This is a genomic window from Streptomyces daghestanicus, from assembly GCF_020521275.1.
Lineage (GTDB): Bacteria > Actinomycetota > Actinomycetes > Streptomycetales > Streptomycetaceae > Streptomyces > Streptomyces griseoviridis.
The window spans coordinates 1-25,287 of sequence record NZ_BNDX01000006.1 but is presented as its reverse complement, the minus strand read 5'-3'; the positions used below and the strand labels follow the sequence as shown (position 1 = coordinate 25,287).

Genomic DNA, 25,287 nt, shown 5'->3' with positions numbered 1-25,287 from the left:
GCGGCTCCTGGAACCGGAGGCGGACGCGGTCAGCGTCGGCCCCGAGTCCACCGGCTGGCTGGCCAACGTGTCGTTCCTGGTCGACCGGGAACAGGCCGAGACCTTCCTGGCGGCCGTGGAACGCGCCCGCCGGGACCTGCCGCACCTGGAGGTGCGGATCAACGGCCCGCTGCCGCCGTACAGCTTCGTGGAGCCCGGCCCCGCCGAGCCCGCGGGCACCGCGGCGGGCGGCGGGGCCGACACCGGAGCGGAGTGAGGGAAATGGGCCTGATCTCAGAGGTGCTGCTGCTGCCGTTCGCCCCGGTGCGCGGCAGCGCCTGGGCCGTCAGACAGGTACTCCAGGAGGCCGAGCGGATCTACTACGACCCGGCCACCGTACGGGCCGAACTGTCCCGGCTGGAGGAGCGGTTGGAGGCCGGCGAGATCACGGAGGAGGAGTTCGACGTCCAGGAGGACGCCCTCCTGGACCGGCTTGAGGAAGCTTCGCGCCACAGCGCGGGAACGGGCAACGGGACGACACCATGAATCGAGTGGGACTCGGCCTAGCGGTAGGGGCCGGCTATTTCCTGGGCCGCACCAAGAAACTGAAACTGGCGATCGCCGTGGGGACGGCGGTGGCCGGCAAGCGGATGAACCTCACCCCGCGCGGCATCGCCGACCTGGTCTCCACCCAGCTGCAGAACAACCCGCAGTTCAAGGAGATAGGCGACCAGCTCCGGCAGGACCTGCGCGGAGTGGGCAAGGCGGCCACGGGAGCCATGGTCGAGCGGCAGCTCGACGGTCTCGCCAGCCGGCTGCAGGACCGGACCTCCCAGGTCCGCGACCAGCTCTCGGGGGCCGCCTCCCGGGTGCCGGGCACCGGCGAGGACGACCGGGACGACCGGGACGACCGCGACGGGTACGACGAGGACGCGTCCGACGACGCGGACGACGACCGGGACGACCGGGACGAGCCCGAGCGGGACGCCGCCCCGCGCCGCGCCCGTACGGCGAAGAAGGCGCCGGCGAAGAAGGCCCCGGCCGGCGAGGGCGCGGCAGGGAAGACGGCCGCCAGGAAGACCGCCGCGAAGAAGACCGCCGGCAAGAAGGCGGCGCCCGCCCGCAAGACGGCGGAGAAGACGACGCAGGCGGCCCGGCGGACGGCCCGCGGCGGATCGCCGAAGGGAGGCGGTGAGCGATGAGCGACACCCTGGGTTCGGCGGCCTCCAAGGCGGGTGGCGCGGCCAAGCACAACCCGCTCGCCGACGTGGCCCGCAGCGAGGCCGCCGACCGGCTCAAGGAAGAGGTGCAGCAGTACCTCGCCGCCCAGGCCCAGCGCATGCTGGTCGGCGTCGGCCGCAAGCTCGGCGAGACCACGGTCAAGCTGAACGACATCGCCGACGGCAACAGCCCCGGCTTCGCCAAGCTCGCCCTGGAGGGCGGCCGCAAGATCGCCGAGGGCAAGGGCCCGATGCGCACCGCGGTGGAACTGGGCGCCGGCCGGCTGAAGGACAACGTGGTCGGCGCCTTCAAGAACCTCGGTGGCGGCAAGGGGCGGCGCAAGGGCGGCTCGGGCCAGAAGCCGACCGTCATCATCGAGTACGCCGACGTCGGCGTGCCCTTGCGCACCGCCTACGACCAGTGGACGCAGTACCAGGACTTCAGCACCTTCGCCAAGGGCGTCAAGAGCGCGAACCGCGCCGACGACACCAGCTCCGACTGGCAGCTGAAGGTCTTCTGGTCCAACCGCAGCTGGAAGGCGAAGACCACCGAACAGGTGCCGGACGACCGGATCTCCTGGACCTCGGAGGGCGCCAAGGGCACCACCAAGGGCGTCGTCTCCTTCCACGAGCTGGCGCCGAGCCTGACCCGGGTCATCGTGGTCGTCGAGTACTACCCCAAGGGCCTGTTCGAGAAGACCGGCAACATCTGGCGCGCCCAGGGCCGCCGGCTGCGGCTCGACCTCAAGAACTACGTCCGTTTCATCACCCTCAAGGGCGAGGCGGACGACGGCTGGCGCGGGGAGATCCGCGACGGTGAGGTCGTCCGCAGCCACGAGGACGCGGTCGCGGAGGAAGAGGCCGCGGAGTCGGAGACGGACACGGACGCCGAGCCGGACGGCCGGGAGCAGGAGGACGACCGGCAGGAGGACGACGGGACCGAGGACGCCGACGCGGAGGTCTACGACGAGGAGGAAGCGGAGGAGGACGGCTACGAGGAGGAGCCCCGGGAGGAGTACGACGAGGAGACCGGGGCCGAGGCGGAGGAGGAGCCCGAGGACGAGCCCGAGGACGCGTACGAAGAGGACGTGCCCGAGGACGAGTACGACACCGAGGCCGAGGACGAGGACGAGGTGGCCGAGGGCAAGGGCGACGGGGACGACGCGTACCGTGCGGAGGACGACGAGTACGCCGAGCACGGGGGCCGTCGATGACGACTGCCAGCCGTATGCCCGAACCCTTCGGCCAGGGGCAGGGCGCCAACCTCGCCGACATCCTGGAGCGGGTGCTGGACAAGGGCGTCGTCATCGCCGGCGACATCCGCATCAACCTGCTCGACATCGAGCTGCTCACCATCAAGCTGCGGCTCATCGTCGCCTCCGTCGACAAGGCGAAAGAAATGGGCATCGACTGGTGGGAGAGCGACCCCGCGCTCTCCTCGAACGCCAAGCACAAGGAACTCGCCCGGGAGAACCGGGAGCTGCGCGAGCGGCTGGCAGAGCTGGAATCGGCCCGCACCCCGCTGGAGCGGGGTGCGGGCCGCGCCCGGAGGGAGGACGAGTCGCCATGACCGGACTGCGGTACGTCTACGCCGTCTGCCGTCCCTTCGGCGCGGCCCTGCAGTCGCAGCTCACCGGGGTGGCGGGCGATCCGCCGCGAACACTGCGCCACCGCGGGCTGGTCGCCGTCGTCAGCCATGTCCCCGAGGCCGACTTCACCGAGGAGTCGCTCAAGGAACGCCTGGAGGACCTGGACTGGCTGGCGGCGACCGCCCGCGCCCACCAGCAGGTGATCGACGCGCTCACCGCCGTCACCACGCCGCTGCCGCTCCGGATGGCCACGGTCTTCCGGGACGACAGCGGCGTCCGCGTGATGATGGAGGAACGCGAGGGAGACTTCCTGCGCACCCTCGACCGGCTGGACGGCCGGGTGGAGTGGGGCGTCAAGGTGTACGTGGAGGAGTCCGCGGGGCAGGACGGGCGGGGCGGGCGGGAGCCGGCCGGGAAGCCCGCCTCGGGCCGTGAGTACCTGCTGCGGCGGCGCGCGCGGACCCGCGCGGGCGAGGAACTGTGGCAGCGGGCCGAGGAGTTCGCCGGCCGGCTCCACGGGACGCTGGCCGACCGCGCCGACGACGCCCGGCTGCACGCCCCGCAGAATCCCGCCCTCTCCGGCGCCACCGGACGCAATGTGCTCAACGCCGCCTATCTGGTGCGGCGGGACCTTTCCGAGGAATTCGTGGAACTCGTCGACCGCACCAAGGACGACGTCCCGGGAATTCGCGTCGAACTCACCGGGCCATGGGCCGCCTATTCCTTCGCCGGGGAAAATCCCGAGGAGGGTGCCGCATGACCGTCGTGGAACGCCGGGAGATCGCCCTGGTCGACCTGCTCGACCGGCTGCTGGCCGGCGGGGTCGTCCTCACCGGCGACATCACCCTGCGCATCGCCGACGTGGACCTGGTCCGCATCGACCTGAACGCGTTGATCAGCTCGGTCAACGCCGATGTTCCGTCGCCCTGGGAGGACTGACGTGAGCGAGCGGCACGGCCGGATCGAGTTCGAGCCGGACACCGTCGAGCGCGACCTGGTCAAGCTGGTGCTGACCGTGGTCGAGCTGTTGCGCCAGCTCATGGAGCGCCAGGCGCTGCGCCGCTTCGACCAGGGCGACCTCTCCGAGGACCAGGAGGAGCGCATCGGGCTCACCCTGATGCTGCTCGACGACCGCATGACCGAGCTGCGGGAGCGGTACGGACTGCGGCCCGAGGACCTCAATCTGGACCTCGGGCCGCTGGACCGCTGCTGCCCCGGGAGTGAGCCTCCCGGGGCAAGCAGCCCTTCATCTTCTTCTGTGGCCGCCGGTCAACCACCGGTACCAGCGACCCCTGCCGCCTCCGGCCGTCGTCCCGCGGACCAGGAATCCCAGCAGCCACAGGACCAGCACGACCAGGGCGACCACCAGAGCACCTTCAAGGCGAATCCGGCGCCGAAAAGGATAAGCGCCGAGAAGCAGTACGGAGCAGAAGCGGAACCATGATGTCGTTACCTCCTGACGTACTGGTGTCCCGGATTTATCGGATCAGGCTTCCTTTCTGCACAGAATTTCTCCGTGCAGTACACCGAACCACCCATCGGCCGCTTCCCCCAGTCCCGCCAGGCCGTCGCCGCGGCCGCCAGCTCGTCCTCGCTCGCGTGGCCGCCGCCGGTGGCCAGCTCCGCGTAGGAGGACGCCACCGTGCGGTCCGCCCACAGACCGCTCCACCAGGCCCGCTCCTCGGCGGTGGTGAACGTCCAGGTGCTGGAGGTGGCGCTGATGTCCGGTGAAGCCGCCGCCAGCGCCCACGCCTTCAGCCGGCGCCCCGCGTCCGGCTCACCGCCGCTCGCCCGCGCCACCCGCCGGTACAGCTTCCAGCCAGGCCGTCCAGGCCGGCCGACGCCGGGTACCAGTTCATGGCGCCGTAGTCGGCGTCCCGCACCGCGACGAACCCGGCGGGCCTGGTGACCCGCTTCATTTCGCGCAGCGCCGCCACCGGGTCGCCGACGTGGCTGGAGCACCTGGTGGCGTGGACCACGCAGAAGGTGTCGTCGGGGAAGTCCAGGGCGTGCACGTCCGCCACCGCGAAGTCGACGTTGGCCAGACCCCGCCCGGCGGCCGTCGCGCGCGCGGTGTCCAGGATCTCCGGGGCGCGGTCGACCCCGGTGACACGGCCGTCCGGGACCAGGGCCGCGAGGTCGGCGGTGATGGTGCCCGGACCGCAGCCGACGTCGAGGACGCGCATGTGCGGCTTCAGCGAACCGAGCAGGTACCCGGCGGAGTTGGCGGCGGTCCGCCAGGTGTGCGAGCGGAGCACGGACTCGTGGTGTCCGTGCGGATAGACGGCGGTCTCCTGCGGCCTCGGCATCATCGATCCCCTCTGCGACGCCCGACGGCGTCCGACCGGCTCACCGTACGCCCGTCGCCCGCATCATGAGACATGAGTCTCTCTATGTGGTATGACGGGCCATCAGTCACCAGGCAGCGGGCGGTACACCGTCAGCGCCTCGGGGAGCTTCTCCACCGTCACATCACCCTCGGTCTCGGTGACCTCGCCGTCGTAGGCGAGCAGCGTGCCCGGCGCGACGCCCTTCAGCCGCAGCCTCGGCACCTGCACCGCCGCGTGCGCGGGGAGCGGGTCAGCGGTCCGGCGAAGGCCGCCCGACAGCAGCCGCAGCGCGGGCCGGCTGCCGCCGTGCACCAACCCGGACGTCGAGCCGCCCGTCCGCCAGGTCGAGCCGCCGGCCCGGCGCCAGCCCCATGCGGTGGTAGGTGCCGTTGCCCGCGAACAGCATCCACAGCGGCCGGGTACGGCCCCCCCCACCTCGGCGCGGAGCGGATGCCGGTCGGCGCGCAGCACCCGCACCGCCGCCAGCAGCCCGGCCGGCCAGCCGCCGATCCGGTGCGACCAGCGCTCCCGCTCCCGCACCAGCTCCGGGTACACCCCCAGGCTGAAGGTGTTGAGGAAGAGGCCGCTCAGCCCGCCCGAGGTGAACCGGCCCACGTCCACACCGCACGCCCTCGCCCTGCTCCAGCGCCCGGGACAGCGCCCGGACGTCCTCGACACCCAGGTCGTAGGCGAAGTGTTGAGGGTGCCGCCGGGCAGCACCGCAGCGGCAAGCCCGTGCCGGCAGGGCGACCCCGGCCGCCGCGTTCACCGTGCCGTCGCCGCCGCACACGCCGAGCACCCGGGCGCGGCCGGCGGCCTTCTCCAGCTCGGCGGGGACCGCGGCCGGCTCCGCCTCGATCACCTCGGCCAGCGGCAGCGCGTCGCACAGCGCCCGCACCCGCTCCGAGGTGCCCGAGCCCAGGTTGGCGACCATCACCAGGCCCTCGCCGCCGGACAGCGCGGGCACCTGGGCTACCGGCCGGGCCGGCGGTGTGAGCTGGGGCCCGGGTGGGCACCAGAACCTCTGACCGCGAACGCCGCCTCCCGCGCCGAGTTGCCGCCCCGGCCAGCACGTCGCTCGGGAAGTGGACGCCGGTGTAGACCCGGGAGAGGGCGACCGCCGCGGCCACCGGCGCCACGGCCGCGCCCCACGCGGGGGACTCCAGCGCCACGCCGGTGGCGAAGGCGGCGGCCGAGGCGGCGTGCCCGGACGGGAACGAGGTCGTGATCGGCTGCCGTTCAGCTGCCGCACCAGCGGTACCGGGTCCAGGACCGGCCGGGCGCGGCGCACCGAGCGCTTGCCGACGGTGTTGATGGTGAGCGAGGCCACGCCCAGCGAGGCGATGCCGCGGACGGCGGCCCGCCCGGGCCCGGGGGCGTGCGGGACGCGGCCACCGCCGCGGCGGCGGCGAACCAGAGCGCCCCGTGGTTGGCGCTGCGGCTGAGGCCGGGGCAGCACCCGGTCGCCGCCGGCCAGTGCCGGGCGGCGACCGCCGCGAACAGCCGGTGGTCGAGATCCAGGAAACCCTTGCGCAGCGGATGCGGTCCGGGCAGCGGGACGGTGAGGTCTACGTCGGGGCTCATGCCTCCCGCCCTACCCTTCGGGCGGCCTTTCCTGCCGCCCCGGAAATGCGGTTGCCCGACCGGGGGCTGCACCAGGGACAATCACCCCCATGGGGCCACCTCGAAGCAGCGCAACCTGGAGTACCACCTGCCCGACGGGAGGACGCTCCTCGGCGACGTCTCCTTCCGGGTGGGGGAGGGCGCCGTCGCGCCCTCGTCGGCCCCAACGGCGCGGGCAAGACCACTCTGCTGCGGCTGCTCTCCGGCGAGCTGAAGCCGCACGATGGGCAACCGTCCACGTCAGCGGGCGGACTCGGCGTGATGCGCAGTTCGTCGGCTCCGTACTGGGACGACACGACCGTCCGCGACCTGCTCGTCTCCGTCGCCCCGCCGCGCATCAGGGACGCCGCCCGCGCGGTCGACGCCGCCGAGCACGCCGTCATGACCGTCGACGACGAGGCCGCGCAGATGCGGTACGCGCAGGCCCTCTCCGACTGGGCGGAGGCGCGCGGCTACGAGGCGGAGACGCTGTGGGACATGTGCACCACCGCCGCGCTGGGCGTGCCGTACGAGAAGGCGCAGTGGCGGCGGGCGAGCACCCTCTCCGGCGGCGAGCAGAAACGCCTCGTCCTGGAGGCGCTGCTGCGTGGCACCGACCAGGTGCTCTTGCTGGACGAGCCGGACAACTACCCTCGACGTCCCGGCAAGCGCTGGCTGGAGCAAGCGGCTCGCGGAGACCCGCAAGACCGTCCTGTTCGTCTCCCACGACCGGGAGCTGCTGGCCCGCGCCGCCGAGCGGATCGTCTCCCTGGAGCCGGGCCCGGCCGGCGCCGACGCCTGGGTGCACGGCGGCTCCTTCGCCACGTACCACGACGACCCGCCGCGAGCGCTTCGCCCGCTTCGAGGAACTGCGCCGCCGCTGGGACGAGAAGCACGCCCAGCTGAAGAGGCTGGTCGTCAACCTGCGGCAGGCCGCCTCGGTCAGCCACGAGATGGCCTCCCGCTACCCACGCCGCGCAGACCCGGCTGCGCAAGTTCGAGGAGGCCGAGACCGCCGCCCGAGCCGCCGCGTGAGCAGGACATCACGATGCGCCTCAAGGGTCGGCCGTACCGGCGTACGCGCCGTCACCTGCGAAAAGCTGGAACTGACCGGCCTGATGAAACCCTTCGACCTGGAGTCTTCTACGGCGAACGGGTCGCCGTCCTCGGCTCCAACGGCTCCGGCAAGTCCCACTTCCTGCGCCTGCTGGCCGGCGAGGACGTGCCGCACACCGGGCACGTCAAGCTCGGGGCGCGGGTCGTCGCCGGGCACTTCGCGCAGACCCACGCCCACCCCGAACTGCTCGGCCGGACCCTCCTGGACATCCTCTGGGAGGAGCACGCCCAGGACCGGGGCGCCGCCATGTCCCGGCTGCGCCGCTACGAGCTGACCGGCCAGGCCCGAGCAGACCTTCGACCGGCTCTCCGGCGGCCAGCAGGCCCGGTTCCAGATCCTCCTGCTGGAGGTGCGGGGCGTCACCGCCCTGCTCCTGGACGAGCCCACCGACAACCTCGACCTGGAGTCCGCCGAGGCGCTCCAGGAGGGCCTGGAATCCTTCGACGGCACGGTCCTCGCGGTCACCCACGACCGCTGGTTCGCCCGCTCCTTCGACCGCTACCTGGTCTTCGGCAGCGACGGCCGGGTCCGGGAGACACCGGAGCCGGTCTGGGACGAGCGCCGCGTCGAGCGGGCGCGCTGACTCACCTCCAGCGCAGCAGCGCGCCGAGGCCGCCGACCGGCGTGTCCTGGCGGTCCTCCGTGTCCGGCAGCGCCGGCAGCACCGAGATCGCCGGGGCGCCGGTCATCACGGCCGAGCGCAGCAGCGCGTCGTCGGCGCGGGCGGCCCAGGAGTTCTGCTCGCCGAGCGTCTTCAGCTCGGTGCGCCGCACCGCGAGCTGGTCGGCGTCCTCACCGATCCACACCTCGCGGTGGGTGTCCGGCCCGTCCGGGATGACCAGCAGTTCGTCGATACGGTGCTCCCGCGCGGCCTCCACCAGCGCCGGCACGCCCTCCGCCGCGGCGGCCCGGCCCTCGCCGTCCGGGGCGCGGGCGGACAGGAACCGGTCCAGGTCCCGCTGGGCGCGCGCCGTGACGTGCTCCTCGCGCAGCCGCCGCACCTCCTCGTCGAGGAGCCGGCTGCCGGTGCCGTGCGCGGCCTGCACGACCCGGTCCTTCAGCCGGGCCGGCATCCGCTCGTGCACGGCGCGGCACTCGCGGCCGTCCCCGACCAGGATCAGCAGGTCGGCGCCGGTCTCCTCCTGGCACACGGCGAGCGCGTCGGCGATCTCCGCGGCGTTGTGCTCCCAGGTGTTCTCCACCCGGAGCTGGAAGTGCCGCTCGGACCAGTCGGCGGAGCTGGTGCGGTGCACCGGCCACTGCCGGCCGGTCACCCCGCCCGCGTCCGCCTCGCCCAGCGCGGAGCGCAGCTCGAAGTCGGCGCCCTTGCGGTCGATGTACGCCACCACGCACACCGCGTCCTCGCCGGCCAGTTCCAGCAGCGGCGACACCCGCGGCAGCGGCGCCCAGTGCGCGGTGGTGCCGGCCCGCGGGGGGCGGGCCAGCGGGGTGTCCAGGACGACCTGGCCGCCGTGCGCGAACAGCGCCCGTCCGTGCGGGTCGGTGGCGTGCCGCAGGCTCTCCATGCCCTCCCGCACGGCCCGGCGGGTCGCCTCGTCGGCGCCCTGCCGCTCCAGTTCCCGGTCGACCTCGGCGGCCGTCAGCCCACGGGCGTGCGCGGTGTCCTCGGCGTGCCGGGACAGATCGACGTACACGGAGGCCCAGGGGCCCTGGCGTTCGTAGAGGGGGTGCAGAAAGGCGAGATCCATGAGTACCTCCCGGATACCGCTCGGGGGTGGTGGTTCACGGGGCGGGTACCCGGACCGCATGAACGAACACGACACGCGGGACGGCGCCATGACCGGAGTGGACCCGGGCCGCCTGGACGACCAGCAGCTCATGAAGGAGCTGGAGACCATCCACCGCAACGCGCCACGACACCCTGCTCCACGGCTCGGACGACGCGCTGCGGGCCCACAACGAGCGGATGGCGCAGCTGGAGGGCGAATGGCTGCGCCGCAACCCGCGCCGCCCGGTCGCCGCGGGCCGCACCCGCGAGGGCGCCCGGGAGCGGGTGGGCGGGGAGGCGGCCACGCCCGGAACACCCGCCACGTGACGGGAGGGGCGGTGCCCGGACCACGCGGTCCGCGCACCGCCCCTCCCGGTTCCGGCCGGTCCTGGCTCAGCCGCCGGCCTTGGCGAACTCCGCCAGGAAGGTCTCGCAGAACGCCTTCAGGTCGTCCGGCTTGCGGCTGGTGACCAGCGTGCTGGGCCCGCCGTCGCAGACCTTGACCTGCTCGTCCACCCAGGTGCCGCCCGCGTTGCGGATGTCCGTGCGCAGGCTCGGCCAGGAGGTCAGCGTCCGGCCGCGCAGGACGTCCGCCTCGACCAGCGTCCACGGGGCGTGGCAGATCGCCGCGACCGGTCGCCCCTGGGTGAAGAAGTCCTTCACGAAGGCGACCGCCCGCTCGTCCATGCGCAGGAAGTCCGGGTTGGCCACGCCGCCGGGCAGCACCAGACCGCCGAAGGAGTCGGCGGAGGTCTCGCCGGTCACCTCGTCCACGGGGAAGGTGTCCGCCTTGTCCAGGTGGTTGAAGGCCTGGATCTCGCCGGACTGCGTCGACACCAGCACCGGCTCGTGCCCGGCGTCCTTCGCCGCCTGCCACGGCTCGGTCAGCTCGACTGCTCCACGCCCTCGGGCGCGGTCAGAAACGCGATACGCATGCGGGTTCCTCGTCCTTTCGTTCTGTTCTGTGTCACTCTCCGGCCCCGGCCCGCATCAGGTCGCCGAGGCTCACCAGGCCGACCGGCATGGCCCTGCTCCACGACCGGCAGCCGGCTCACCGCCCGCTCCCAGCATCAGCGAGAGCGCGTCCGCGGCCGGCAGGTCCGGGGCGACCACCAGCGGGTCGCGGGAGCACACGGCGCCGGCGCCCACCGTGAGCGGGTCGATGCCCTCGGCCACCGCCCGCACCGTGATGTCCCGGTCGGTGAGCACCCCGACCACGCGCTGCCCGTCGGCCACCACGACATCGCCGATGCCCTGGTCCCGCATCAGCCGCGCCGCCTCGGCCAGCGAGGCGTCCGGCCGTACGGCGACCACGCCCGGGGTCATCACGTCCTTCACGTACGTGCCGTCCGCCCGGTCATGGCGCGGCGGTCACGCCCCGGCGGAGCCGGGCGGCCCGGTGAGGGCCTCGGCCAGCTCCTGGACGGTGGTGTAGTGCGCCTCGTGCGGCAGTCCCTCGACCCGCTCGACCAGGGCGTCGGGCGCGTGGCCGCGCCGCAGCCCCCGGGCCAGTTCCCGGGGACCGGCGGGGAAGGCCCCGCGGGTCAGGTTCCGGGCCAGCTCCAGCCGGAGCGACTCCAGCGAGGACGGCGCGCGGCTCGGCGTCACCGGGCCGTACGCCACCTCCGGGTCGTCCTCGGCGATCGGCTCGGGGTCGTGCCACTCCTCGGTGCGGGTGGGGTGTCCGGACCGCAGCAGGCCCTGCAGTTCGTGCTTCATCTCGTCGTCGCGGTGGGCGCTCAGCCGGTCGCTGCCTCGCTGCATGTCTCCCTCCAGATCCTTCAGGGTGGCCACCGCGTACCCGGCCAGCGCGGGGCGACACGGATTACGTCCGCCGGTTCCGGCCCGTTTCGTCCCGGGCCGCTCCGCTCCGGCCGCGTGCCGCCGGTTTGCTCCCCGGGCAGCGGGAACCCGGCTCCTTGCCCCCCCGCGCCCACCCTCCTCCGGAAGGACGGCAGGACCATGGCGGTGCTGCTCGCTGTGCTCATCCCGGTCCTCATGCTCGGCGTGGTCCTGGCGCTCGGGCGGTACGAGGAACTCCTGCTGCCGGCCGCCGAACCGGCACCCGACGCTCCCGTCGCCCCCGTCGCGCCCGACCTCGTCCCCGTCCCCGTGCCCGGTGAGGAACTTCCCACGGCGGCGTGACGCGGGCGCGCGGGGCCCTCCGCGAGACGACACAGGAGGTGGGCGCCATGTCCCGCACCATCACCGTCGGTCTGGACGGTTCGGCGGAGAGCCGGGCCGCCGCGGACTGGGCGGCCCGCGAGGCGGCCCTGCGCGAGCTGCCGGTCCGTCTGGTGCACGTCTGGGAACCGGTGCCCGAGCCGATGGCCGGCGCCCCCGGCCGGCAGCCGGGAGGAACTCGTACGGGAGGCCGCCGAGAGGCTGCGCCTCGCCCACCCCGGCATACCGGTCACCGCCGAGCAGCGCGCCGGCACGGCCGTGGCGGAACTCGTCGGCGCCGCCCGCGACGCCGACCTGCTCGTCCTCGGCTCCCGCGCCCTGAGCGGGCTGCGGGGCTTCCTGGTCGCTCGGTCGGCCAGGCCGTCATCGCCCGCACCACGGCGCCCGTGGCGTGGTGCGCGAAGGGGAGCGGGCCGCCGACGAGCACCTCCCGGACCCGGCGGGCACGCCGTCCGCCGGCCACCGCGTTCCGGCCGGTCGTGCTGGGCCTGGACACCGGCCGGCCCGGCGGCACGCCGCTCGCCTTCGCCTTCGAGGAGGCCCGGCGCCGGGACGCCGCCCTGCACGTGGTCCACGGTGGCGACCTCGCGCCGTACCACGGGTACGGACTGGACGCCGGGGCCCGCCCCTCCGACGACCTCGCCCGGCGGCGGGCCGCCCGCCTCGGCGAGGTGCTGCGGCCCTGGCGGGAGCGGTACCCCGGGGTGGAGGTCGTCGAGACGTCCCGCACCGGCAGCCCCGCGGACCGCCTGCTGGACGCCGCCCGGGACGCCTCCCTGCTGGTCGTCGGCCGCCGGGTCCGGCACCGCCCGGTCGGCGCGCACATCGGGTCCGTCACCCACGCGGTGCTGCACCACGCGACGGTGCCGGTCGCGGTGGTCGCCCACGACTGACGCCGCGCCGCGACCGGCACCGTCGCGTGGTGCAGCACCGCGTGGGTGACGGACCCGATGTGCGCGCCGACCGGGCGGTGCCGGACCCGGCGGCCGACGACCAGCAGGGAGGCGTCCCGGGCGGCGTCCAGCAGGCGGTCCGCGGGGCTGCCGGTGCGGGACGTCTCGACGACCTCCACCCCGGGGTACCGCTCCCGCCAGGGCCGCAGCACCTCGCCGAGGCGGGCGGCCCGCCGCCGGGCGAGGTCGTCGGAGGGGCGGGCCCCGGCGTCCAGTCCGTACCCGTGGTACGGCGCGAGGTCGCCACCGTGGACCACGTGCAGGGCGGCGTCCCGGCGCCGGGCCTCCTCGAAGGCGAAGGCGAGCGGCGTGCCGCCGGGCCGGCCGGTGTCCAGGCCCAGCACGACCGGCCGGAACGCGGTGGCCGCGGACGGCGTGCCCGCCGGGTCCGGGAGGTGCTCGTCGGCGGCCCGCTCCCCGGCGCGCACCACGACCACGGGCGCCGTGGTGCGGGCGATGACGGCCTGGCCGACCGAGCCGACCAGGAAGCCCCGCAGCCCGCTCAGGGCGCGGGAGCCGAGGACGAGCAGGTCGGCGTCGCGGGCGGCGCCGACGAGTTCCGCCACGGCCGTGCCGGCGCGCTGCTCGGCGGTGACCGGTATGCCGGGGTGGGCGAGGCGCAGCCTCTCGGCGGCCTCCCGTACGAGGTCCTCCCGGCTGCCGGCCGGGGGCGCCGCCATCGGCTCGGGCACCGGTTCCCAGACGTGCACCAGACGGACCGGCAGCTCGCGCAGGGCCGCCTCGCGGGCCGCCCAGTCCGCGGCGGCCCGGCTCTCCGCCGAACCGTCCAGACCGACGGTGATGGTGCGGGACATGGCGCCCACCTCCTGTGTCGTCTCGCGGAGGGCCCCGCGCGCCCGCGTCACGCCGCCGTGGGAAGTTCCTCACCGGGCACGGGGACGGGGACGAGGGTCGGGCGCGACGGGGGCGACGGGAGCGTCGGGTGCCAGGTTCGGCGGCCGGCAGCAGGAGTTCCTCGTACCGCCCGAGCGCCAGGACCCACGCCGAGCATGAGGACCGGGATGAGCACAGCGAGCAGCACCGCCATGGTCCTGCCGTCCTTCCGGAGGAGGGTGGGCCGCGGGGGGGCAAGGAGCCGGGTTCCCGCTGCCCGGGGAGCAAACCGGCGGCACGCGGCCGGAGCGGAGCGGCCCGGGACGAAACGGGCCGGGAACCGGCGGACGTAATCCGTGTCGCCCCCGCGCTGGCCGGGTACGCGGTGGCCACCCTGAAGGATCTGGAGGAGACATGCAGCGAGGCAGCGACCGGCTGAGCGCCCACCGCGACGACGAGATGAAGCACGAACTGCAGGGCCTGCTGCGGTCCGGACACCCCACCCGCACCGAGGAGTGGCACGACCCCGAGCCGATCGCCGAGGACGACCCGGAGGTGGCGTACGGCCCGGTGACGCCGAGCCGCGCGCCGTCCTCGCTGGAGTCGCTCCGGCTGGAGCTGGCCCGGAACCTGACCCGCGGGGCCTTCCCCGCCGGTCCCCGGGAACTGGCCCGGGGGCTGCGGCGCGGCCACGCGCCCGACGCCCTGGTCGAGCGGGTCGAGGGACTAGCCGCACGAGGCGCACTACACCACCGTCCAGGAGCTGGCCGAGGCCCTCACCGGGCCGCCCGGCTCCGCCGGGGCGTGACCGCCGCGCCATGACCGGGCGGACGGGCACGTACGTGAAGGACGTGATGACCCCGGGCGTGGTCGCCGTACGGCCGGACGCCTCGCTGGCCGAGGCGGCGCGGCTGATGCGGACCAGGGCATCGGCGATGTCGTGGTGGCCGACGGGCAGCGCGTGGTCGGGGTGCTCACCGACCGGGACATCACGGTGCGGGCGGTGGCCAGAGGGCATCGACCCGCTCACGGTGGGCGCCGGCGCCGTGTGCTCCCGCGACCCGCTGGTGGTCGCCCCGGACCCTGCCGGCCGCGGACAGCGCTCTCGCTGATGCGGAGCGGGCGGTGAGCCGGCTGCCGGTCGTGGAGCAGGGCCTGCCGGTCGGCCTGGTGAGCCTCGGCGACCTGATGCGGGCCGGGGCCCGGAGAGTGACACAGAACAGAACGAAAGGACGAGGAACCCGCATGCGTATCGCGTTTCTGACCGCGCCCGAGGGCGTGGAGCAGGTCGAGCTGACCGAGCCGTGGCAGGCGGCGAAGGACGCCGGGCACGAGCCGGTGCTGGTGTCGACGCAGTCCGGCGAGATCCAGGCCTTCAACCACCTGGACAAGGCGGACACCTTCCCCGTGGACGAGGTGACCGGCGAGACCTCCGCCGACTCCTTCGGCGGTCCTGGTGCTGCCCGGCGGCGTGGCCAACCCGGACTTCCTGCGCAATGGACGAGCGGGCGGTCGCCTTCGTGAAGGACTTCTTCACCCAGGGGCGACCGGTCGCGGCGATCTGCCACGCCCCGTGGACGCTGGTCGAGGCGGACGTCCTGCGCGGCCGGACGCTGACCTCCTGGCCGAGCCTGCGCACGGACATCCGCAACGCGGGCGGCACCTGGGTGGACGAGCAGGTCAAGGTCTGCGACGGCGGGCCCAGCACGCTGGTCACCAGCCGCAAGCCGGACGACCTGAAGGCGTTCTGCGAGACCTTCCTGGCGGAGTTCGCCAAGGCCGGCGGCTGAGCCAGGACCGGCCGGAACGGGAGGGGCGGTGCGCGGACCGCGTGGTCCGGGCACCGGCCCCCTCCCGTCACGTGGCGGGGTGTTCCGCGGCGTGGCCGCCTCCCCGCCCACCCGCCCTCCCCGGGCGCCCTCGCGGGTGCGGCCCGCGGCGACCGGGCGGCGCGGGTTGCGGCGCAGCCATTCGCCCTCCAGCTGCGCCATCCGCTCGTTGTGGGCCCGCAGCGCGTCGTCGAGCCGTGGAGCAGGGTGTCGTGGCGCGTGCGGTGGATGGTCTCAGTCCTTCATGAGCTGCTGGTCGTCCAGGCGGCCCGGGTCCACTCCGGTCATGGCGCCGTCACCGCGTGTCGTGTTCGTTCATGCGGTCCGGGTACCCGCCCCGTGAACCACCACCCCCGAGCGGTATCCGGGAGGTACTCATGGATCTCGCCTTTCTGCACCCCCTCTACGAACGCCAGGGCCCCTGGGCCTCCGTGTACGTCGATCTGTCCCGGCACGCCGAGGACACCGCGCACGCCCGTGGGCTGACGGCCGCCGAGGTCGACCGGGAAACTGGAGCGGCAGGGCGCCGACGAGGCGACCCGCCGGGCCCGTGCGGGAGGGCATGGAGAGCCTGCGGCACGCCACCGACCCGCACGGACGGGCGCTGTTCGCGCACGGCGGCCAGGTCGTCCTGGACACCCCGCTGGCCCGCCCCCCGCGGGCCGGCACCACCGCGCACTGGGCGCCGCTGCCGCGGGTGTCGCCGCTGCTGGAACTGGCCGGCGAGGACCGCGGTGTGCGTGGTGGCGTACATCGACCGCAAGGGCGCCGACTTCGAGCTGCGCTCCGCGCTGGGCGAGGCGGGACGCGGGCGGGGGTGACCGGCCGGCAGTGGCCGGTGCACCGCACCAGCTCCGCCGACTGGTCCCGAGCGGCACTTCCAGCTCCGGGTGGAGAACACCTGGGAGTCACACACGCCGCGGAGATCGCCGACGCGCTCGCCGTGTGCCCGGAGGAGACCGGCGCCGAACCTGCTGATCCTGGTCGGGGACGGCCGCGAGTGCCGCGCCGTGCACGAGCGGATGCCGGCCCGGCTGAAGGACCGGGTCGTGCAGGCCGCGCACGGCACCGGCAGCCGGCTCCTCGACGAGGAGGTGCGGCGGCTGCGCGAGGAGCACGTCACGGCGCGCGCCCAGCGGGACTGGACCGGTTCCTGTCCGCCCGCGCCCCGGACGGCGAGGGCCGGCCGCCGCGGCGGAGGGCGTGCCGGCGCTGGTGGAGGCCGCGCGGGAGCACCGTATCGACGAACTGCTGGTCATCCCGGACGGGCCGGACACCCACCGCGAGGTGTGGATCGGTGAGGACGCCGACCAGCTCGCGGTGCGGCGCACCGAGCTGAAGACGCTCGGCGAGCAGAACTCCTGGGCCGCCCGCGCCGACGACGCGCTGCTGCGCTCGGCCGTGATGACCGGCGCCCCGGCGATCTCGGTGCTGCCGGCGCTGCCGGACACGGAGGACCGCCAGGACACGCCGGTCGGCGGCCTCGGCGCGCTGCTGCGCTGGAGGTGAGTCAGCGCGCCCGCTCGACGCGGCGCTCGTCCCAGACCGGCTCCGGTGTCTCCCGGACCCGGCCGTCGCTGCCGAAGACCAGGTAGCGGTCGAAGGAGCGGGCGAACCAGCGGTCGTGGGTGACCGCGAGGACCGTGCCGTCGAAGGATTCCAGGCCCTCCTGGAGCGCCTCGGCGGACTCCAGGTCGAGGTTGTCGGTGGGCTCGTCCAGGAGCAGGGCGGTGACGCCCCGCACCTCCAGCAGGAGGATCTGGAACCGGGCCTGCTGGCCGCCGGAGAGCCGGTCGAAGGTCTGCTCGGCCTGGCCGGTCAGCTCGTAGCGGCGCAGCCGGGACATGGCGGCGCCCCGGTCCTGGGCGTGCTCCTCCCAGAGGATGTCCAGGAGGGTCCGGCCGAGCAGTTCGGGGTGGGCGTGGGTCTGCGCGAAGTGCCCGGCGACGACCCGCGCCCCGAGCTTGACGTGCCCGGTGTGCGGCACGTCCTCGCCGGCCAGCAGGCGCAGGAAGTGGGACTTGCCGGAGCCGTTGGAGCCGAGGACGGCGACCCGTCGCCGTAGAAGACCTCCAGGTCGAAGGGTTTCATCAGGCCGGTCAGTTCCAGCTTTTCGCAGGTGACGGCGCGTACGCCGGTTACGGCCGCCCTTGAGGCGCATCGTGATGTCCTGCTCACGCGGCGGCTCGGGCGGCGGTCCGGCCTCCTCGAACTTGCGCAGCCGGGTCTGCGCGGCGTCGGTAGCGGGAGGCCATCTCGTGGCTGACCGAGGCGGCCTGCCGCAGGTTTGACGACCAGCCTCTTCAGCTGGGCGTGCTTCTCGTCCCAGCGGCGGCGCAGTTCCTCGAAGCGGGCGAAGCGCTCGCGGCGGGCGTCGTGGTACGTGGCGAAGGAGCCGCCGTGCACCCAGGCGTCGGCGCCGGCCGGGCCCGGCTCCAGGGAGACGATCGCTCGGCGGCGCGGGCCAGCAGCTCCCGGTCGTGGGAGACGAACAGGACGGTCTTGCGGTGTCTCCGCGAGCCGCTGCTCCAGCCAGCGCTTGCCGGGGACGTCGAGGTAGTTGTCCGGCTCGTCCAGCAAGAGCACCTGGTCCGGTGCCACGCAGCAGCGCCTCAGGACGAGGCGTTTCTGCTCGCCGCCGGAGAGGGTGCTCGCCCGCCGCCACTGCGCCTTCTCGTACGGCACGCCCAGCGCGGCTGTGGTGCACATGTCCCACAGCGTCTCCGCCTCGTAGCCGCGCGCCTCCGCCCAGTCGGAGAGGGCCTGCGCGTACCGCATCTGCGCGGCCTCGTCGTCGACGGTCATGACGGCGTGCTCGGCGGCCGTCGACCGCGCGGGCGGCGTCCCGGATGCGCGGCGGGGCGACGGAGACGAGCAGGTCGCGGACGGTCGTGTCGTCCCGTACGGAGCCGACGAACTGGCGCATCACGCCGAGTCCGCCGCTGACGGTGACGGTGCCCTCGTGCGGCTTCAGCTCGCCGGAGAGCAGCCGCAGCAGAGTGGTCTTGCCCGCGCCGTTGGGGCCGACGAGGGCGACGACGGCGCCCTCCCCCACCCGGAAGGAGACGTCGCCGAGGAGCGTCCTCCCGTCGGGCAGGTGGTACTCCAGGTGCGCTGCTTCGAGGTGGCCCATGGGGGTGATTGTCCCTGGTGCAGCCCCCGGTCGGGCAACCGCATTTCCGGGGCGGCAGGAAAGGCCGCCCGAAGGGTAGGCGGGAGGCATGAGCCCCGACGTAGACCTCACCGTCCCGCTGCCCGGACCGCATCCGCTGCGCAAGGGTTTCCTGGATCTCGACCACCGGCTGTTCGCGGCGGTCGCCGCCCGGCACTGGCCCGGCGGCGACCGGGTGCTGCCCCGGCTCAGCCGCAGCGCCAACCACGGGGCGCTCTGGTTCGCCGCCGCCGCGGCGGTGGCCGCGTCCCGCACGCCCCGGGCCCGGCGGGCCGCCGTCCGCGGCATCGCCTCGCTGGGCGTGGCCTCGCCTCACCATCAACACCGTCGGCAAGCGCTCGGTGCGCCGCGCCCGGCCGGTCCTGGACCCGGTACCGCTGGTGCGGCAGCTGAAACGGCAGCCGATCACGACCTCGTTCCCGTCCGGGCACGCCGCCTCGGCCGCCGCCTTCGCCACCGGCGTGGCGCTGGAGTCCCCCGCGTGGGGCGCGGCCGTGGCGCCGGTGGCCGCGGCGGTCGCCCTCTCCCGGGTCTACACCGGCGTCCACTTCCCGAGCGACGTGCTGGCCGGGGCGGCACTCGGCGCGGGGGCGGCGTTCGCGGTCAGAGGTCTGGTGCCCACCCGGGCCCAGCTCACACCGCCGGCCCGGCCGGTAGCCCAGGTGCCCGCGCTGTCCGGCGGCGAGGGCCTGGTGATGGTCGCCAACCTGGGCTCGGGCACCTCGGAGCGGGTGCGGGCGCTGTGCGACGCGCTGCCGCTGGCCGAGGTGATCGAGGCGGAGCCGGCCGAGGTCCCCGCCGAGCTGGAGAAGGCCGCCGGCCGCGCCCGGTGTGCTCGGCGTGTGCGGCGGCGACGGCACGGTGAACGCGGCGGCCGGGGTTCGCCCATGCGGCACGGGCTGCCGATGGCGGGTGCTGCCCGGCGGCACCCTCAACCACTTCGCCTACGACCTGGGTGTCGAGGACGTCCGGGCGCTGTCCCGGGCGCTGGAGCAGGGCGAGGGCGTGCGGGTGGACGTGGGGCCGGTTCACCTCGGGCGGGCTGAGCGGCATCTTCCTCAACACCTTCAGCCTGGGGTGTACCCGGAGCTGGTGCGGGAGCGGGAGCGCTGGTTCGCACCGGATCGGCGGCTGGCCGGCCGGGCTGCTGGCGGCGGTTGCGGGTGCTGCGCGCCGACCGGCATCCGCTCCGCGCCGAGGTGGGGGGCCGTACCCGGCCGCTGTGGATGCTGTTCGCGGGCAACGGCACCTACCACCGCATGGGGCTGGCGCCGGGCCGGCGCTCGACCTGGCGGACGGGCGGCTCGACGTCCGGGTGGTGCACGGCGGCAGCCGGCCCGCGCTGCGGCTGCTGTCGGCGGCCTTCGCCGGACCGCTGACCCGCTCCCCCGCGCACGCGGCGGTGCAGGTGCCGAGGCTGCGGCTGAAGGGCGTCGCGCCGGGCACGCTGCTCGCCTACGACGGCGAGGTCACCGAGACCGAGGGTGATGTGACGGTGGAGAAGCTCCCCGAGGCGCTGACGGTGTACCGCCCGCTGCCTGGTGACTGATGGCCCGTCATACCACATAGAGAGACTCATGTCTCATGATGCGGGCGACGGGCGTACGGTGAGCCGGTCGGACGCCGTCGGGCGTCGCAGAGGGGATCGATGATGCCGAGGCCGCAGGAGACCGCCGTCTATCCGCACGGACACCACGAGTCCGTGCTCCGCTCGCACACCTGGCGGACCGCCGCCAACTCCGCCGGGTACCTGCTCGGTTCGCTGAAGCCGCACATGCGCGTCCTCGACGTCGGCTGCGGTCCGGGCACCATCACCGCCGACCTCGCGGCCCTGGTCCCGGACGGCCGTGTCACCGGGGTCGACCGCGCCCCGGAGATCCTGGACACCGCGCGCGCGACCGGCCGCCGGGCGGGGTCTGGCCAACGTCGACTTCGCGGTGGCGGACGTGCACGCCCTGGACTTCCCCGACGACACCTTCTGCGTGGTCCACGCCCACCAGGTGCTCCAGCACGTCGGCGACCCGGTGGCGGCCGCTGCGCGAAATGAAGCGGGTCACCAGGCCCGCCGGGTTCGTCGCGGTGCGGGACGCCGACTACGGCGCCATGACCTGGTACCCGGCGTCGGCCGGCCTGGACGCCTGGCTGGAGCTGTACCGGCGGGTGGCGCGGGCGAGCGGCGGTGAGCCGGACGCGGGGCGCCGGCTGAAGGCGTGGGCGCTGGCGGCGGGCTTCACCGACATCAGCGCCACCTCCAGCACCTGGACGTTCACCACCGCCGAGGAGCGGGCCTGGTGGAGCGGTCTGTGGGCGGACCGCACGGTGGCGTCCTCTACGCGGAGCTGGCCACCGGCGGCGGCCACGCGAGCTGAGGACGAGCTGGCGGCCGCGGCGACGGCCTGGCGGGACTGGGGGAAGCGGCCCGAGGGGTGGTTCGGTGTACTGCACGGAGAAATTCTGTGCAGAAAGGAAGCCTGATCCGATAAATCCGGGACACCAGTACGTCAGGAGGGTAACGACATCATGGTTCCGCTTCTGCTCGTACTGCTTCTCGCGCTTATCCTTTTCGGCGCCGGATTCGCCTTGAAGGTGCTCTGGTGGGTCGCCCTGGTCGTGCTGGTCCTGTGGCTGCTGGGATTCCTGGTCCGCGGGACGACGGCCGGAGGCGGCAGGGGTCGCTGGTACCGGTGGTGGACCGGCGGCCACAGAAGAAGATGAAGGGCTGCTGCCCCGGGAGGCTCACTCCCGGGGCAGCAGCGGTCCCAGCGGCCCGAGGTCCAGATTGAGGTCCTCGGGCCGCAGTCCGTACCGCTCCCGCAGCTCGGTCATGCGGTCGTCGAGCAGCATCAGGGTGAGCCCGATGCGCTCCTCCTGGTCCTCGGAGAGGTCGCCCTGGTCGAAGCGGCGCAGCGCCTGGCGCTCCATGAGCTGGCGCAACAGCTCGACCACGGTCAGCACCAGCTTGACCAGGTCGCGCTCGACGGTGTCCGGCTCGAACTCGATCCGGCCGTGCCGCTCGCTCACGTCAGTCCTCCCAGGGCGACGGAACATCGGCGTTGACCGAGCTGATCAACGCGTTCAGGTCGATGCGGACCAGGTCCACGTCGGCGATGCGCAGGGTGATGTCGCCGGTGAGGACGACCCCGCCGGCCAGCAGCCGGTCGAGCAGGTCGACCAGGGCGATCTCCCGGCGTTCCACGACGGTCATGCGGCACCCTCCTCGGGATTTTCCCCGGCGAAGGAATAGGCGGCCCATGGCCCGGTGAGTTCGACGCGAATTCCCGGGACGTCGTCCTTGGTGCGGTCGACGAGTTCCACGAATTCCTCGGAAAGGTCCCGCCGCACCAGATAGGCGGCGTTGAGCACATTGCGTCCGGTGGCGCCGGAGAGGGCGGGATTCTGCGGGGCGTGCAGCCGGGCGTCGTCGGCGCGGTCGGCCAGCGTCCCGTGGAGCCGGCCGGCGAACTCCTCGGCCCGCTGCCACAGTTCCTCGCCCGCGCGGGTCCGCGCGCGCCGCCGCAGCAGGTACTCACGGCCCGAGGCGGGCTTCCCGGCCGGCTCCCGCCCGCCCCGCCCGTCCTGCCCCGCGGACTCCTCCACGTACACCTTGACGCCCCACTCCACCCGGCCGTCCAGCCGGTCGAGGGTGCGCAGGAAGTCTCCCTCGCGTTCCTCCATCATCACGCGGACGCCGCTGTCGTCCCGGAAGACCGTGGCCATCCGGAGCGGCAGCGGCGTGGTGACGGCGGTGAGCGCGTCGATCACCTGCTGGTGGGCGCGGGCGGTCGCCGCCAGCCAGTCCAGGTCCTCCAGGCGTTCCTTGAGCGACTCCTCGGTGAAGTCGGCCTCGGGGACATGGCTGACGACGGCGACCAGCCCGCGGTGGCGCAGTGTTCGCGGCGGATCGCCCGCCACCCCGGTGAGCTGCGACTGCAGGGCCGCGCCGAAGGGACGGCAGACGGCGTAGACGTACCGCAGTCCGGTCATGGCGACTCGTCCTCCCTCCGGGCGCGGCCCGCACCCCGCTCCAGCGGGGTGCGGGCCGATTCCAGCTCTGCCAGCCGCTCGCGCAGCTCCCGGTTCTCCCGGGCGAGTTCCTTGTGCTTGGCGTTCGAGGAGAGCGCGGGGTCGCTCTCCCACCAGTCGATGCCCATTTCTTTCGCCTTGTCGACGGAGGCGACGATGAGCCGCAGCTTGATGGTGAGCAGCTCGATGTCGAGCAGGTTGATGCGGATGTCGCCGGCGATGACGACGCCCTTGTCCAGCACCCGCTCCAGGATGTCGGCGAGGTTGGCGCCCTGCCCCTGGCCGAAGGGTTCGGGCATACGGCTGGCAGTCGTCATCGACGGCCCCCGTGCTCGGCGTACTCGTCGTCCTCCGCACGGTACGCGTCGTCCCCGTCGCCCTTGCCCTCGGCCACCTCGTCCTCGTCCTCGGCCTCGGTGTCGTACTCGTCCTCGGGCACGTCCTCTTCGTACGCGTCCTCGGGCTCGTCCTCGGGCTCCTCCTCCGCCTCGGCCCCGGTCTCCTCGTCGTACTCCTCCCGGGGCTCCTCCTCGTAGCCGTCCTCCTCCGCTTCCTCCTCGTCGTAGACCTCCGCGTCGGCGTCCTCGGTCCCGTCGTCCTCCTGCCGGTCGTCCTCCTGCTCCCGGCCGTCCGGCTCGGCGTCCGTGTCCGTCTCCGACTCCGCGGCCTCTTCCTCCGCGACCGCGTCCTCGTGGCTGCGGACGACCTCACCGTCGCGGATCTCCCCGCGCCAGCCGTCGTCCGCCTCGCCCTTGAGGGTGATGAAACGGACGTAGTTCTTGAGGTCGAGCCGCAGCCGGCGGCCCTGGGCGCGCCAGATGTTGCCGGTCTTCTCGAACAGGCCCTTGGGGTAGTACTCGACGACCACGATGACCCGGGTCAGGCTCGGCGCCAGCTCGTGGAAGGAGACGACGCCCTTGGTGGTGCCCTTGGCGCCCTCCGAGGTCCAGGAGATCCGGTCGTCCGGCACCTGTTCGGTGGTCTTCGCCTTCCAGCTGCGGTTGGACCAGAAGACCTTCAGCTGCCAGTCGGAGCTGGTGTCGTCGGCGCGGTTCGCGCTCTTGACGCCCTTGGCGAAGGTGCTGAAGTCCTGGTACTGCGTCCACTGGTCGTAGGCGGTGCGCAAGGGCACGCCGACGTCGGCGTACTCGATGATGACGGTCGGCTTCTGGCCCGAGCCGCCCTTGCGCCGCCCCTTGCCGCCACCGAGGTTCTTGAAGGCGCCGACCACGTTGTCCTTCAGCCGGCCGGCGCCCAGTTCCACCGCGGTGCGCATCGGGCCCTTGCCCTCGGCGATCTTGCGGCCGCCCTCCAGGGCGAGCTTGGCGAAGCCGGGGCTGTTGCCGTCGGCGATGTCGTTCAGCTTGACCGTGGTCTCGCCGAGCTTGCGGCCGACGCCGACCAGCATGCGCTGGGCCTGGGCGGCGAGGTACTGCTGCACCTCTTCCTTGAGCCGGTCGGCGGCCTCGCTGCGGGCCACGTCGGCGAGCGGGTTGTGCTTGGCCGCGCCACCCGCCTTGGAGGCCGCCGAACCCAGGGTGTCGCTCATCGCTCACCGCCTCCCTTCGGCGATCCGCCGCGGGCCGTCCGCCGGGCCGCCTGCGTCGTCTTCTCCGCCGTCTTGCGGGCGGGCGCCGCCTTCTTGCCGGCGGTCTTCTTCGCGGCGGTCTTCCTGGCGGCCGTCTTCCCTGCCGCGCCCTCGCCGGCCGGGGCCTTCTTCGCCGGCGCCTTCTTCGCCGTACGGGCGCGGCGCGGGGCGGCGTCCCGCTCGGGCTCGTCCCGGTCGTCCCGGTCGTCGTCCGCGTCGTCGGACGCGTCCTCGTCGTACCCGTCGCGGTCGTCCCGGTCGTCCCGGTCGTCCTCGCCGGTGCCCGGCACCCGGGAGGCGGCCCCCGAGAGCTGGTCGCGGACCTGGGAGGTCCGGTCCTGCAGCCGGCTGGCGAGACCGTCGAGCTGCCGCTCGACCATGGCTCCCGTGGCCGCCTTGCCCACTCCGCGCAGGTCCTGCCGGAGCTGGTCGCCTATCTCCTTGAACTGCGGGTTGTTCTGCAGCTGGGTGGAGACCAGGTCGGCGATGCCGCGCGGGGTGAGGTTCATCCGCTTGCCGGCCACCGCCGTCCCCACGGCGATCGCCAGTTTCAGTTTCTTGGTGCGGCCCAGGAAATAGCCGGCCCCTACCGCTAGGCCGAGTCCCACTCGATTCATGGTGTCGTCCCGTTGCCCGTTCCCGCGCTGTGGCGCGAAGCTTCCTCAAGCCGGTCCAGGAGGGCGTCCTCCTGGACGTCGAACTCCTCCTCCGTGATCTCGCCGGCCTCCAACCGCTCCTCCAGCCGGGACAGTTCGGCCCGTACGGTGGCCGGGTCGTAGTAGATCCGCTCGGCCTCCTGGAGTACCTGTCTGACGGCCCAGGCGCTGCCGCGCACCGGGGCGAACGGCAGCAGCAGCACCTCTGAGATCAGGCCCATTTCCCTCACTCCGCTCCGGTGTCGGCCCCGCCGCCCGCCGCGGTGCCCGCGGGCTCGGCGGGGCCGGGCTCCACGAAGCTGTACGGCGGCAGCGGGCCGTTGATCCGCACCTCCAGGTGCGGCAGGTCCCGGCGGGCGCGTTCCACGGCCGCCAGGAAGGTCTCGGCCTGTTCCCGGTCGACCAGGAACGACACGTTGGCCAGCCAGCCGGTGGACTCGGGGCCGACGCTGACCGCGTCCGCCTCCGGTTCCAGGAGCCGC

25 protein-coding genes and 17 pseudogenes are annotated in these 25,287 nt (G+C 73.8%); 22 read left to right on the top strand and 20 right to left on the bottom strand.

Annotation, left to right across the window (positions count from 1 at the left end):
* The 8 genes and pseudogenes from Sdagh_RS07360 to Sdagh_RS07325 form a co-directional block, all read left to right on the top strand.
* Positions 1-256 (top strand): GvpL/GvpF family gas vesicle protein (locus tag Sdagh_RS07360; protein WP_226534801.1); only part of this gene is annotated, 256 nt, incomplete at its 5' end.
* A gap of 5 nt (positions 257-261) precedes the next feature.
* Positions 262-525 carry a gas vesicle protein GvpG gene (locus tag Sdagh_RS07355; RefSeq protein WP_189418163.1) on the top strand — a complete coding sequence of 88 codons (264 nt, stop codon included), beginning with the start codon at positions 262-264 and terminating at the stop codon, positions 523-525.
* Positions 522-1,181, top strand: a complete 660-nt coding sequence (locus tag Sdagh_RS07350; protein WP_190077180.1) for a DNA primase — start codon at positions 522-524, stop codon at positions 1,179-1,181. The genes Sdagh_RS07355 and Sdagh_RS07350 overlap by 4 nt, the downstream gene beginning before the upstream one ends.
* On the top strand, positions 1,178-2,413 hold the full coding sequence (locus tag Sdagh_RS07345; protein ID WP_190010547.1) for an SRPBCC family protein: 1,236 nt from the start codon (positions 1,178-1,180) through the stop codon (positions 2,411-2,413). Before Sdagh_RS07350 ends, Sdagh_RS07345 begins: the two co-directional genes overlap by 4 nt.
* Positions 2,410-2,769 carry a gas vesicle protein gene (locus Sdagh_RS07340; protein WP_190010546.1) on the top strand — a complete coding sequence of 120 codons (360 nt, stop codon included), beginning with the start codon at positions 2,410-2,412 and terminating at the stop codon, positions 2,767-2,769. Before Sdagh_RS07345 ends, Sdagh_RS07340 begins: the two co-directional genes overlap by 4 nt.
* Complete coding sequence (locus Sdagh_RS07335; RefSeq protein WP_189418172.1) at positions 2,766-3,548, top strand: GvpL/GvpF family gas vesicle protein; 783 nt, start codon at positions 2,766-2,768, stop codon at positions 3,546-3,548. The genes Sdagh_RS07340 and Sdagh_RS07335 overlap by 4 nt, the downstream gene beginning before the upstream one ends.
* Positions 3,545-3,727: a gas vesicle protein gene (locus tag Sdagh_RS07330; protein WP_189418174.1), complete on the top strand. Its 183-nt coding sequence runs from the start codon at positions 3,545-3,547 to the stop codon at positions 3,725-3,727. The genes Sdagh_RS07335 and Sdagh_RS07330 overlap by 4 nt, the downstream gene beginning before the upstream one ends.
* Positions 3,702-4,012, top strand: a pseudogene (locus tag Sdagh_RS07325) (gas vesicle protein K). Before Sdagh_RS07330 ends, Sdagh_RS07325 begins: the two are co-directional and overlap by 26 nt.
* A gap of 22 nt (positions 4,013-4,034) precedes the next feature.
* On the opposite strand, the pseudogene Sdagh_RS07320 reads toward Sdagh_RS07325, so the two are convergent.
* The 5 genes and pseudogenes from Sdagh_RS07320 to Sdagh_RS36865 form a co-directional block, all read right to left on the bottom strand.
* Positions 4,035-4,230 (bottom strand): annotated as a pseudogene (locus Sdagh_RS07320) (hydrophobic protein).
* Positions 4,231-4,274: 44 nt separating this feature from the next.
* Positions 4,275-5,097 (bottom strand): annotated as a pseudogene (locus Sdagh_RS07315) (class I SAM-dependent methyltransferase).
* Between the two features lie 102 nt (positions 5,098-5,199).
* Positions 5,200-5,733: a diacylglycerol kinase family protein gene (locus tag Sdagh_RS36875; protein ID WP_372478418.1), complete on the bottom strand. Its 534-nt coding sequence runs from the start codon at positions 5,731-5,733 to the stop codon at positions 5,200-5,202.
* A complete protein-coding gene (locus Sdagh_RS36870) occupies positions 5,706-6,347 on the bottom strand; it encodes a phosphatase PAP2 family protein (RefSeq protein ID WP_372478419.1) in 642 nt (213 codons plus the stop codon). The genes Sdagh_RS36875 and Sdagh_RS36870 overlap by 28 nt, the downstream gene beginning before the upstream one ends.
* 10 nt (positions 6,348-6,357) lie before the next feature.
* The gene (locus tag Sdagh_RS36865) at positions 6,358-6,702 is read right to left on the bottom strand and encodes a hypothetical protein (RefSeq protein WP_372478417.1); all 345 of its coding nucleotides are present in this window, start codon (positions 6,700-6,702) and stop codon (positions 6,358-6,360) included.
* 45 nt (positions 6,703-6,747) lie between these two features.
* Between Sdagh_RS36865 and Sdagh_RS07305 the strand changes: the two are divergent.
* Positions 6,748-8,420: pseudogene (locus Sdagh_RS07305) on the top strand (ATP-binding cassette domain-containing protein).
* 1 nt (position 8,421) lies between these two features.
* Here the strand turns inward: Sdagh_RS07305 and Sdagh_RS07300 are convergent.
* Positions 8,422-9,546 carry a baeRF2 domain-containing protein gene (locus Sdagh_RS07300; RefSeq protein WP_189418185.1) on the bottom strand — a complete coding sequence of 375 codons (1,125 nt, stop codon included), beginning with the start codon at positions 9,544-9,546 and terminating at the stop codon, positions 8,422-8,424.
* Between the two features lie 58 nt (positions 9,547-9,604).
* On the opposite strand from Sdagh_RS07300, the pseudogene Sdagh_RS07295 reads away from it, so the two are divergent.
* A pseudogene (locus Sdagh_RS07295) lies at positions 9,605-9,893 on the top strand (DUF6158 family protein).
* Positions 9,894-9,959: 66 nt separating this feature from the next.
* Here the strand turns inward: Sdagh_RS07295 and Sdagh_RS07290 are convergent.
* The 3 genes and pseudogenes from Sdagh_RS07290 to Sdagh_RS07280 form a co-directional block, all read right to left on the bottom strand.
* A pseudogene (locus Sdagh_RS07290) lies at positions 9,960-10,501 on the bottom strand (type 1 glutamine amidotransferase domain-containing protein).
* 32 nt (positions 10,502-10,533) lie between these two features.
* Positions 10,534-10,892, bottom strand: a pseudogene (locus tag Sdagh_RS07285) (CBS domain-containing protein).
* Between the two features lie 45 nt (positions 10,893-10,937).
* The gene (locus Sdagh_RS07280; protein ID WP_189418194.1) at positions 10,938-11,330 is read right to left on the bottom strand and encodes a DUF2795 domain-containing protein; all 393 of its coding nucleotides are present in this window, start codon (positions 11,328-11,330) and stop codon (positions 10,938-10,940) included.
* A gap of 198 nt (positions 11,331-11,528) precedes the next feature.
* On the opposite strand from Sdagh_RS07280, the gene Sdagh_RS07275 reads away from it, so the two are divergent.
* Complete coding sequence (locus Sdagh_RS07275) at positions 11,529-11,711, top strand: hypothetical protein (protein WP_189418199.1); 183 nt, start codon at positions 11,529-11,531, stop codon at positions 11,709-11,711.
* A gap of 47 nt (positions 11,712-11,758) precedes the next feature.
* Positions 11,759-12,643 (top strand): annotated as a pseudogene (locus tag Sdagh_RS07270) (universal stress protein).
* Between the two features lie 8 nt (positions 12,644-12,651).
* On the opposite strand, the pseudogene Sdagh_RS07265 reads toward Sdagh_RS07270, so the two are convergent.
* Positions 12,652-13,518 (bottom strand): annotated as a pseudogene (locus tag Sdagh_RS07265) (universal stress protein); the annotation flags it as partial.
* Between the two features lie 433 nt (positions 13,519-13,951).
* Here Sdagh_RS07265 and Sdagh_RS07260 point away from each other — a divergent pair.
* From Sdagh_RS07260 to Sdagh_RS07250, 3 pseudogenes are all read left to right on the top strand, one after another.
* Positions 13,952-14,345: pseudogene (locus Sdagh_RS07260) on the top strand (DUF2795 domain-containing protein).
* Between the two features lie 10 nt (positions 14,346-14,355).
* Positions 14,356-14,734: pseudogene (locus Sdagh_RS07255) on the top strand (CBS domain-containing protein); the annotation flags it as partial.
* A gap of 48 nt (positions 14,735-14,782) precedes the next feature.
* Positions 14,783-15,327: pseudogene (locus Sdagh_RS07250) on the top strand (type 1 glutamine amidotransferase domain-containing protein).
* A gap of 87 nt (positions 15,328-15,414) precedes the next feature.
* Here the strand turns inward: Sdagh_RS07250 and Sdagh_RS07245 are convergent.
* Positions 15,415-15,685, bottom strand: a pseudogene (locus Sdagh_RS07245) (DUF6158 family protein); the annotation flags it as partial.
* A gap of 571 nt (positions 15,686-16,256) precedes the next feature.
* Here Sdagh_RS07245 and Sdagh_RS07240 point away from each other — a divergent pair.
* Both Sdagh_RS07240 and Sdagh_RS07235 read left to right on the top strand, forming a co-directional pair.
* Positions 16,257-16,667, top strand: coding sequence for a baeRF2 domain-containing protein (locus Sdagh_RS07240; protein WP_226534808.1), 411 nt, complete (start codon positions 16,257-16,259; stop codon positions 16,665-16,667).
* The gene (locus Sdagh_RS07235; RefSeq protein WP_226534810.1) at positions 16,570-16,875 is read left to right on the top strand and encodes a hypothetical protein; all 306 of its coding nucleotides are present in this window, start codon (positions 16,570-16,572) and stop codon (positions 16,873-16,875) included. Before Sdagh_RS07240 ends, Sdagh_RS07235 begins: the two co-directional genes overlap by 98 nt.
* Position 16,876: 1 nt before the next feature.
* Here Sdagh_RS07235 and Sdagh_RS07230 read toward each other — a convergent pair.
* Positions 16,877-18,499: pseudogene (locus Sdagh_RS07230) on the bottom strand (ABC-F family ATP-binding cassette domain-containing protein).
* Between the two features lie 380 nt (positions 18,500-18,879).
* Here Sdagh_RS07230 and Sdagh_RS36860 point away from each other — a divergent pair.
* The 5 genes and pseudogenes from Sdagh_RS36860 to Sdagh_RS07215 all read left to right on the top strand — a co-directional run.
* A pseudogene (locus tag Sdagh_RS36860) lies at positions 18,880-19,101 on the top strand (phosphatase PAP2 family protein); the annotation flags it as partial.
* 268 nt (positions 19,102-19,369) lie between these two features.
* Positions 19,370-19,504 (top strand): annotated as a pseudogene (locus tag Sdagh_RS36855) (diacylglycerol kinase family protein); the annotation flags it as partial.
* A gap of 256 nt (positions 19,505-19,760) precedes the next feature.
* Complete coding sequence (locus tag Sdagh_RS36850) at positions 19,761-20,087, top strand: diacylglycerol kinase family protein (protein WP_372478416.1); 327 nt, start codon at positions 19,761-19,763, stop codon at positions 20,085-20,087.
* Between the two features lie 102 nt (positions 20,088-20,189).
* A pseudogene (locus Sdagh_RS07220) lies at positions 20,190-21,013 on the top strand (methyltransferase domain-containing protein).
* Between the two features lie 45 nt (positions 21,014-21,058).
* Entirely contained in the window at positions 21,059-21,253 is a 195-nt protein-coding gene (locus Sdagh_RS07215; RefSeq protein WP_226534806.1) for a hydrophobic protein, read from the top strand.
* A 21-nt stretch (positions 21,254-21,274) separates the two neighbouring features.
* On the opposite strand, the gene Sdagh_RS07210 is transcribed toward Sdagh_RS07215, so the two are convergent.
* From Sdagh_RS07210 to Sdagh_RS07175, 8 genes are all read right to left on the bottom strand, one after another.
* Positions 21,275-21,586 (bottom strand): gas vesicle protein K, encoded by a 312-nt coding sequence (locus tag Sdagh_RS07210; RefSeq protein ID WP_189418176.1) that lies wholly within the window; start codon positions 21,584-21,586, stop codon positions 21,275-21,277.
* Complete coding sequence (locus tag Sdagh_RS07205; RefSeq protein WP_189418174.1) at positions 21,561-21,743, bottom strand: gas vesicle protein; 183 nt, start codon at positions 21,741-21,743, stop codon at positions 21,561-21,563. Before Sdagh_RS07205 ends, Sdagh_RS07210 begins: the two co-directional genes overlap by 26 nt.
* Positions 21,740-22,522, bottom strand: coding sequence for a GvpL/GvpF family gas vesicle protein (locus Sdagh_RS07200; protein ID WP_189418172.1), 783 nt, complete (start codon positions 22,520-22,522; stop codon positions 21,740-21,742). Before Sdagh_RS07200 ends, Sdagh_RS07205 begins: the two co-directional genes overlap by 4 nt.
* Complete coding sequence (locus Sdagh_RS07195) at positions 22,519-22,878, bottom strand: gas vesicle protein (protein WP_190010546.1); 360 nt, start codon at positions 22,876-22,878, stop codon at positions 22,519-22,521. The genes Sdagh_RS07200 and Sdagh_RS07195 overlap by 4 nt, the downstream gene beginning before the upstream one ends.
* A complete protein-coding gene (locus Sdagh_RS07190; RefSeq protein WP_190010547.1) occupies positions 22,875-24,110 on the bottom strand; it encodes an SRPBCC family protein in 1,236 nt (411 codons plus the stop codon). The genes Sdagh_RS07195 and Sdagh_RS07190 overlap by 4 nt, the downstream gene beginning before the upstream one ends.
* Positions 24,107-24,766 carry a DNA primase gene (locus Sdagh_RS07185; RefSeq protein WP_190077180.1) on the bottom strand — a complete coding sequence of 220 codons (660 nt, stop codon included), beginning with the start codon at positions 24,764-24,766 and terminating at the stop codon, positions 24,107-24,109. Before Sdagh_RS07185 ends, Sdagh_RS07190 begins: the two co-directional genes overlap by 4 nt.
* Positions 24,763-25,026: a gas vesicle protein GvpG gene (locus Sdagh_RS07180; RefSeq protein WP_189418163.1), complete on the bottom strand. Its 264-nt coding sequence runs from the start codon at positions 25,024-25,026 to the stop codon at positions 24,763-24,765. Before Sdagh_RS07180 ends, Sdagh_RS07185 begins: the two co-directional genes overlap by 4 nt.
* Positions 25,027-25,031: 5 nt before the next feature.
* A partial coding sequence (locus tag Sdagh_RS07175; protein WP_226534801.1) for a GvpL/GvpF family gas vesicle protein occupies positions 25,032-25,287 on the bottom strand: 256 nt, incomplete at its 5' end.

What these genes read in the sequence shown, in the direction of transcription:
- Sdagh_RS36865 (WP_372478417.1), bottom strand. Translation starts at nt 6,702, where the DNA reads ATGAGCCCCGACGTAGACCTCACCGTCCCGCTGCCCGGACCGCATCCG.
- Sdagh_RS07340 (WP_190010546.1), top strand. Translation starts at nt 2,410, where the DNA reads ATGACGACTGCCAGCCGTATGCCCGAACCCTTCGGCCAGGGGCAGGGC.
- Sdagh_RS07180 (WP_189418163.1), bottom strand. Translation starts at nt 25,026, where the DNA reads ATGGGCCTGATCTCAGAGGTGCTGCTGCTGCCGTTCGCCCCGGTGCGC.
- Sdagh_RS07350 (WP_190077180.1), top strand. Translation starts at nt 522, where the DNA reads ATGAATCGAGTGGGACTCGGCCTAGCGGTAGGGGCCGGCTATTTCCTG.
- Sdagh_RS07345 (WP_190010547.1), top strand. Translation starts at nt 1,178, where the DNA reads ATGAGCGACACCCTGGGTTCGGCGGCCTCCAAGGCGGGTGGCGCGGCC.
- Sdagh_RS07195 (WP_190010546.1), bottom strand. Translation starts at nt 22,878, where the DNA reads ATGACGACTGCCAGCCGTATGCCCGAACCCTTCGGCCAGGGGCAGGGC.
- Sdagh_RS07300 (WP_189418185.1), bottom strand. Translation starts at nt 9,546, where the DNA reads ATGGATCTCGCCTTTCTGCACCCCCTCTACGAACGCCAGGGCCCCTGG.
- Sdagh_RS07190 (WP_190010547.1), bottom strand. Translation starts at nt 24,110, where the DNA reads ATGAGCGACACCCTGGGTTCGGCGGCCTCCAAGGCGGGTGGCGCGGCC.
- Sdagh_RS07200 (WP_189418172.1), bottom strand. Translation starts at nt 22,522, where the DNA reads ATGACCGGACTGCGGTACGTCTACGCCGTCTGCCGTCCCTTCGGCGCG.
- Sdagh_RS07335 (WP_189418172.1), top strand. Translation starts at nt 2,766, where the DNA reads ATGACCGGACTGCGGTACGTCTACGCCGTCTGCCGTCCCTTCGGCGCG.
- Sdagh_RS07275 (WP_189418199.1), top strand. Translation starts at nt 11,529, where the DNA reads ATGGCGGTGCTGCTCGCTGTGCTCATCCCGGTCCTCATGCTCGGCGTG.
- Sdagh_RS07355 (WP_189418163.1), top strand. Translation starts at nt 262, where the DNA reads ATGGGCCTGATCTCAGAGGTGCTGCTGCTGCCGTTCGCCCCGGTGCGC.
- Sdagh_RS07185 (WP_190077180.1), bottom strand. Translation starts at nt 24,766, where the DNA reads ATGAATCGAGTGGGACTCGGCCTAGCGGTAGGGGCCGGCTATTTCCTG.
- Sdagh_RS07215 (WP_226534806.1), top strand. Translation starts at nt 21,059, where the DNA reads ATGGTTCCGCTTCTGCTCGTACTGCTTCTCGCGCTTATCCTTTTCGGC.
- Sdagh_RS07280 (WP_189418194.1), bottom strand. Translation starts at nt 11,330, where the DNA reads ATGCAGCGAGGCAGCGACCGGCTGAGCGCCCACCGCGACGACGAGATG.
- Sdagh_RS07210 (WP_189418176.1), bottom strand. Translation starts at nt 21,586, where the DNA reads ATGTTCCGTCGCCCTGGGAGGACTGACGTGAGCGAGCGGCACGGCCGG.
- Sdagh_RS07330 (WP_189418174.1), top strand. Translation starts at nt 3,545, where the DNA reads ATGACCGTCGTGGAACGCCGGGAGATCGCCCTGGTCGACCTGCTCGAC.
- Sdagh_RS07205 (WP_189418174.1), bottom strand. Translation starts at nt 21,743, where the DNA reads ATGACCGTCGTGGAACGCCGGGAGATCGCCCTGGTCGACCTGCTCGAC.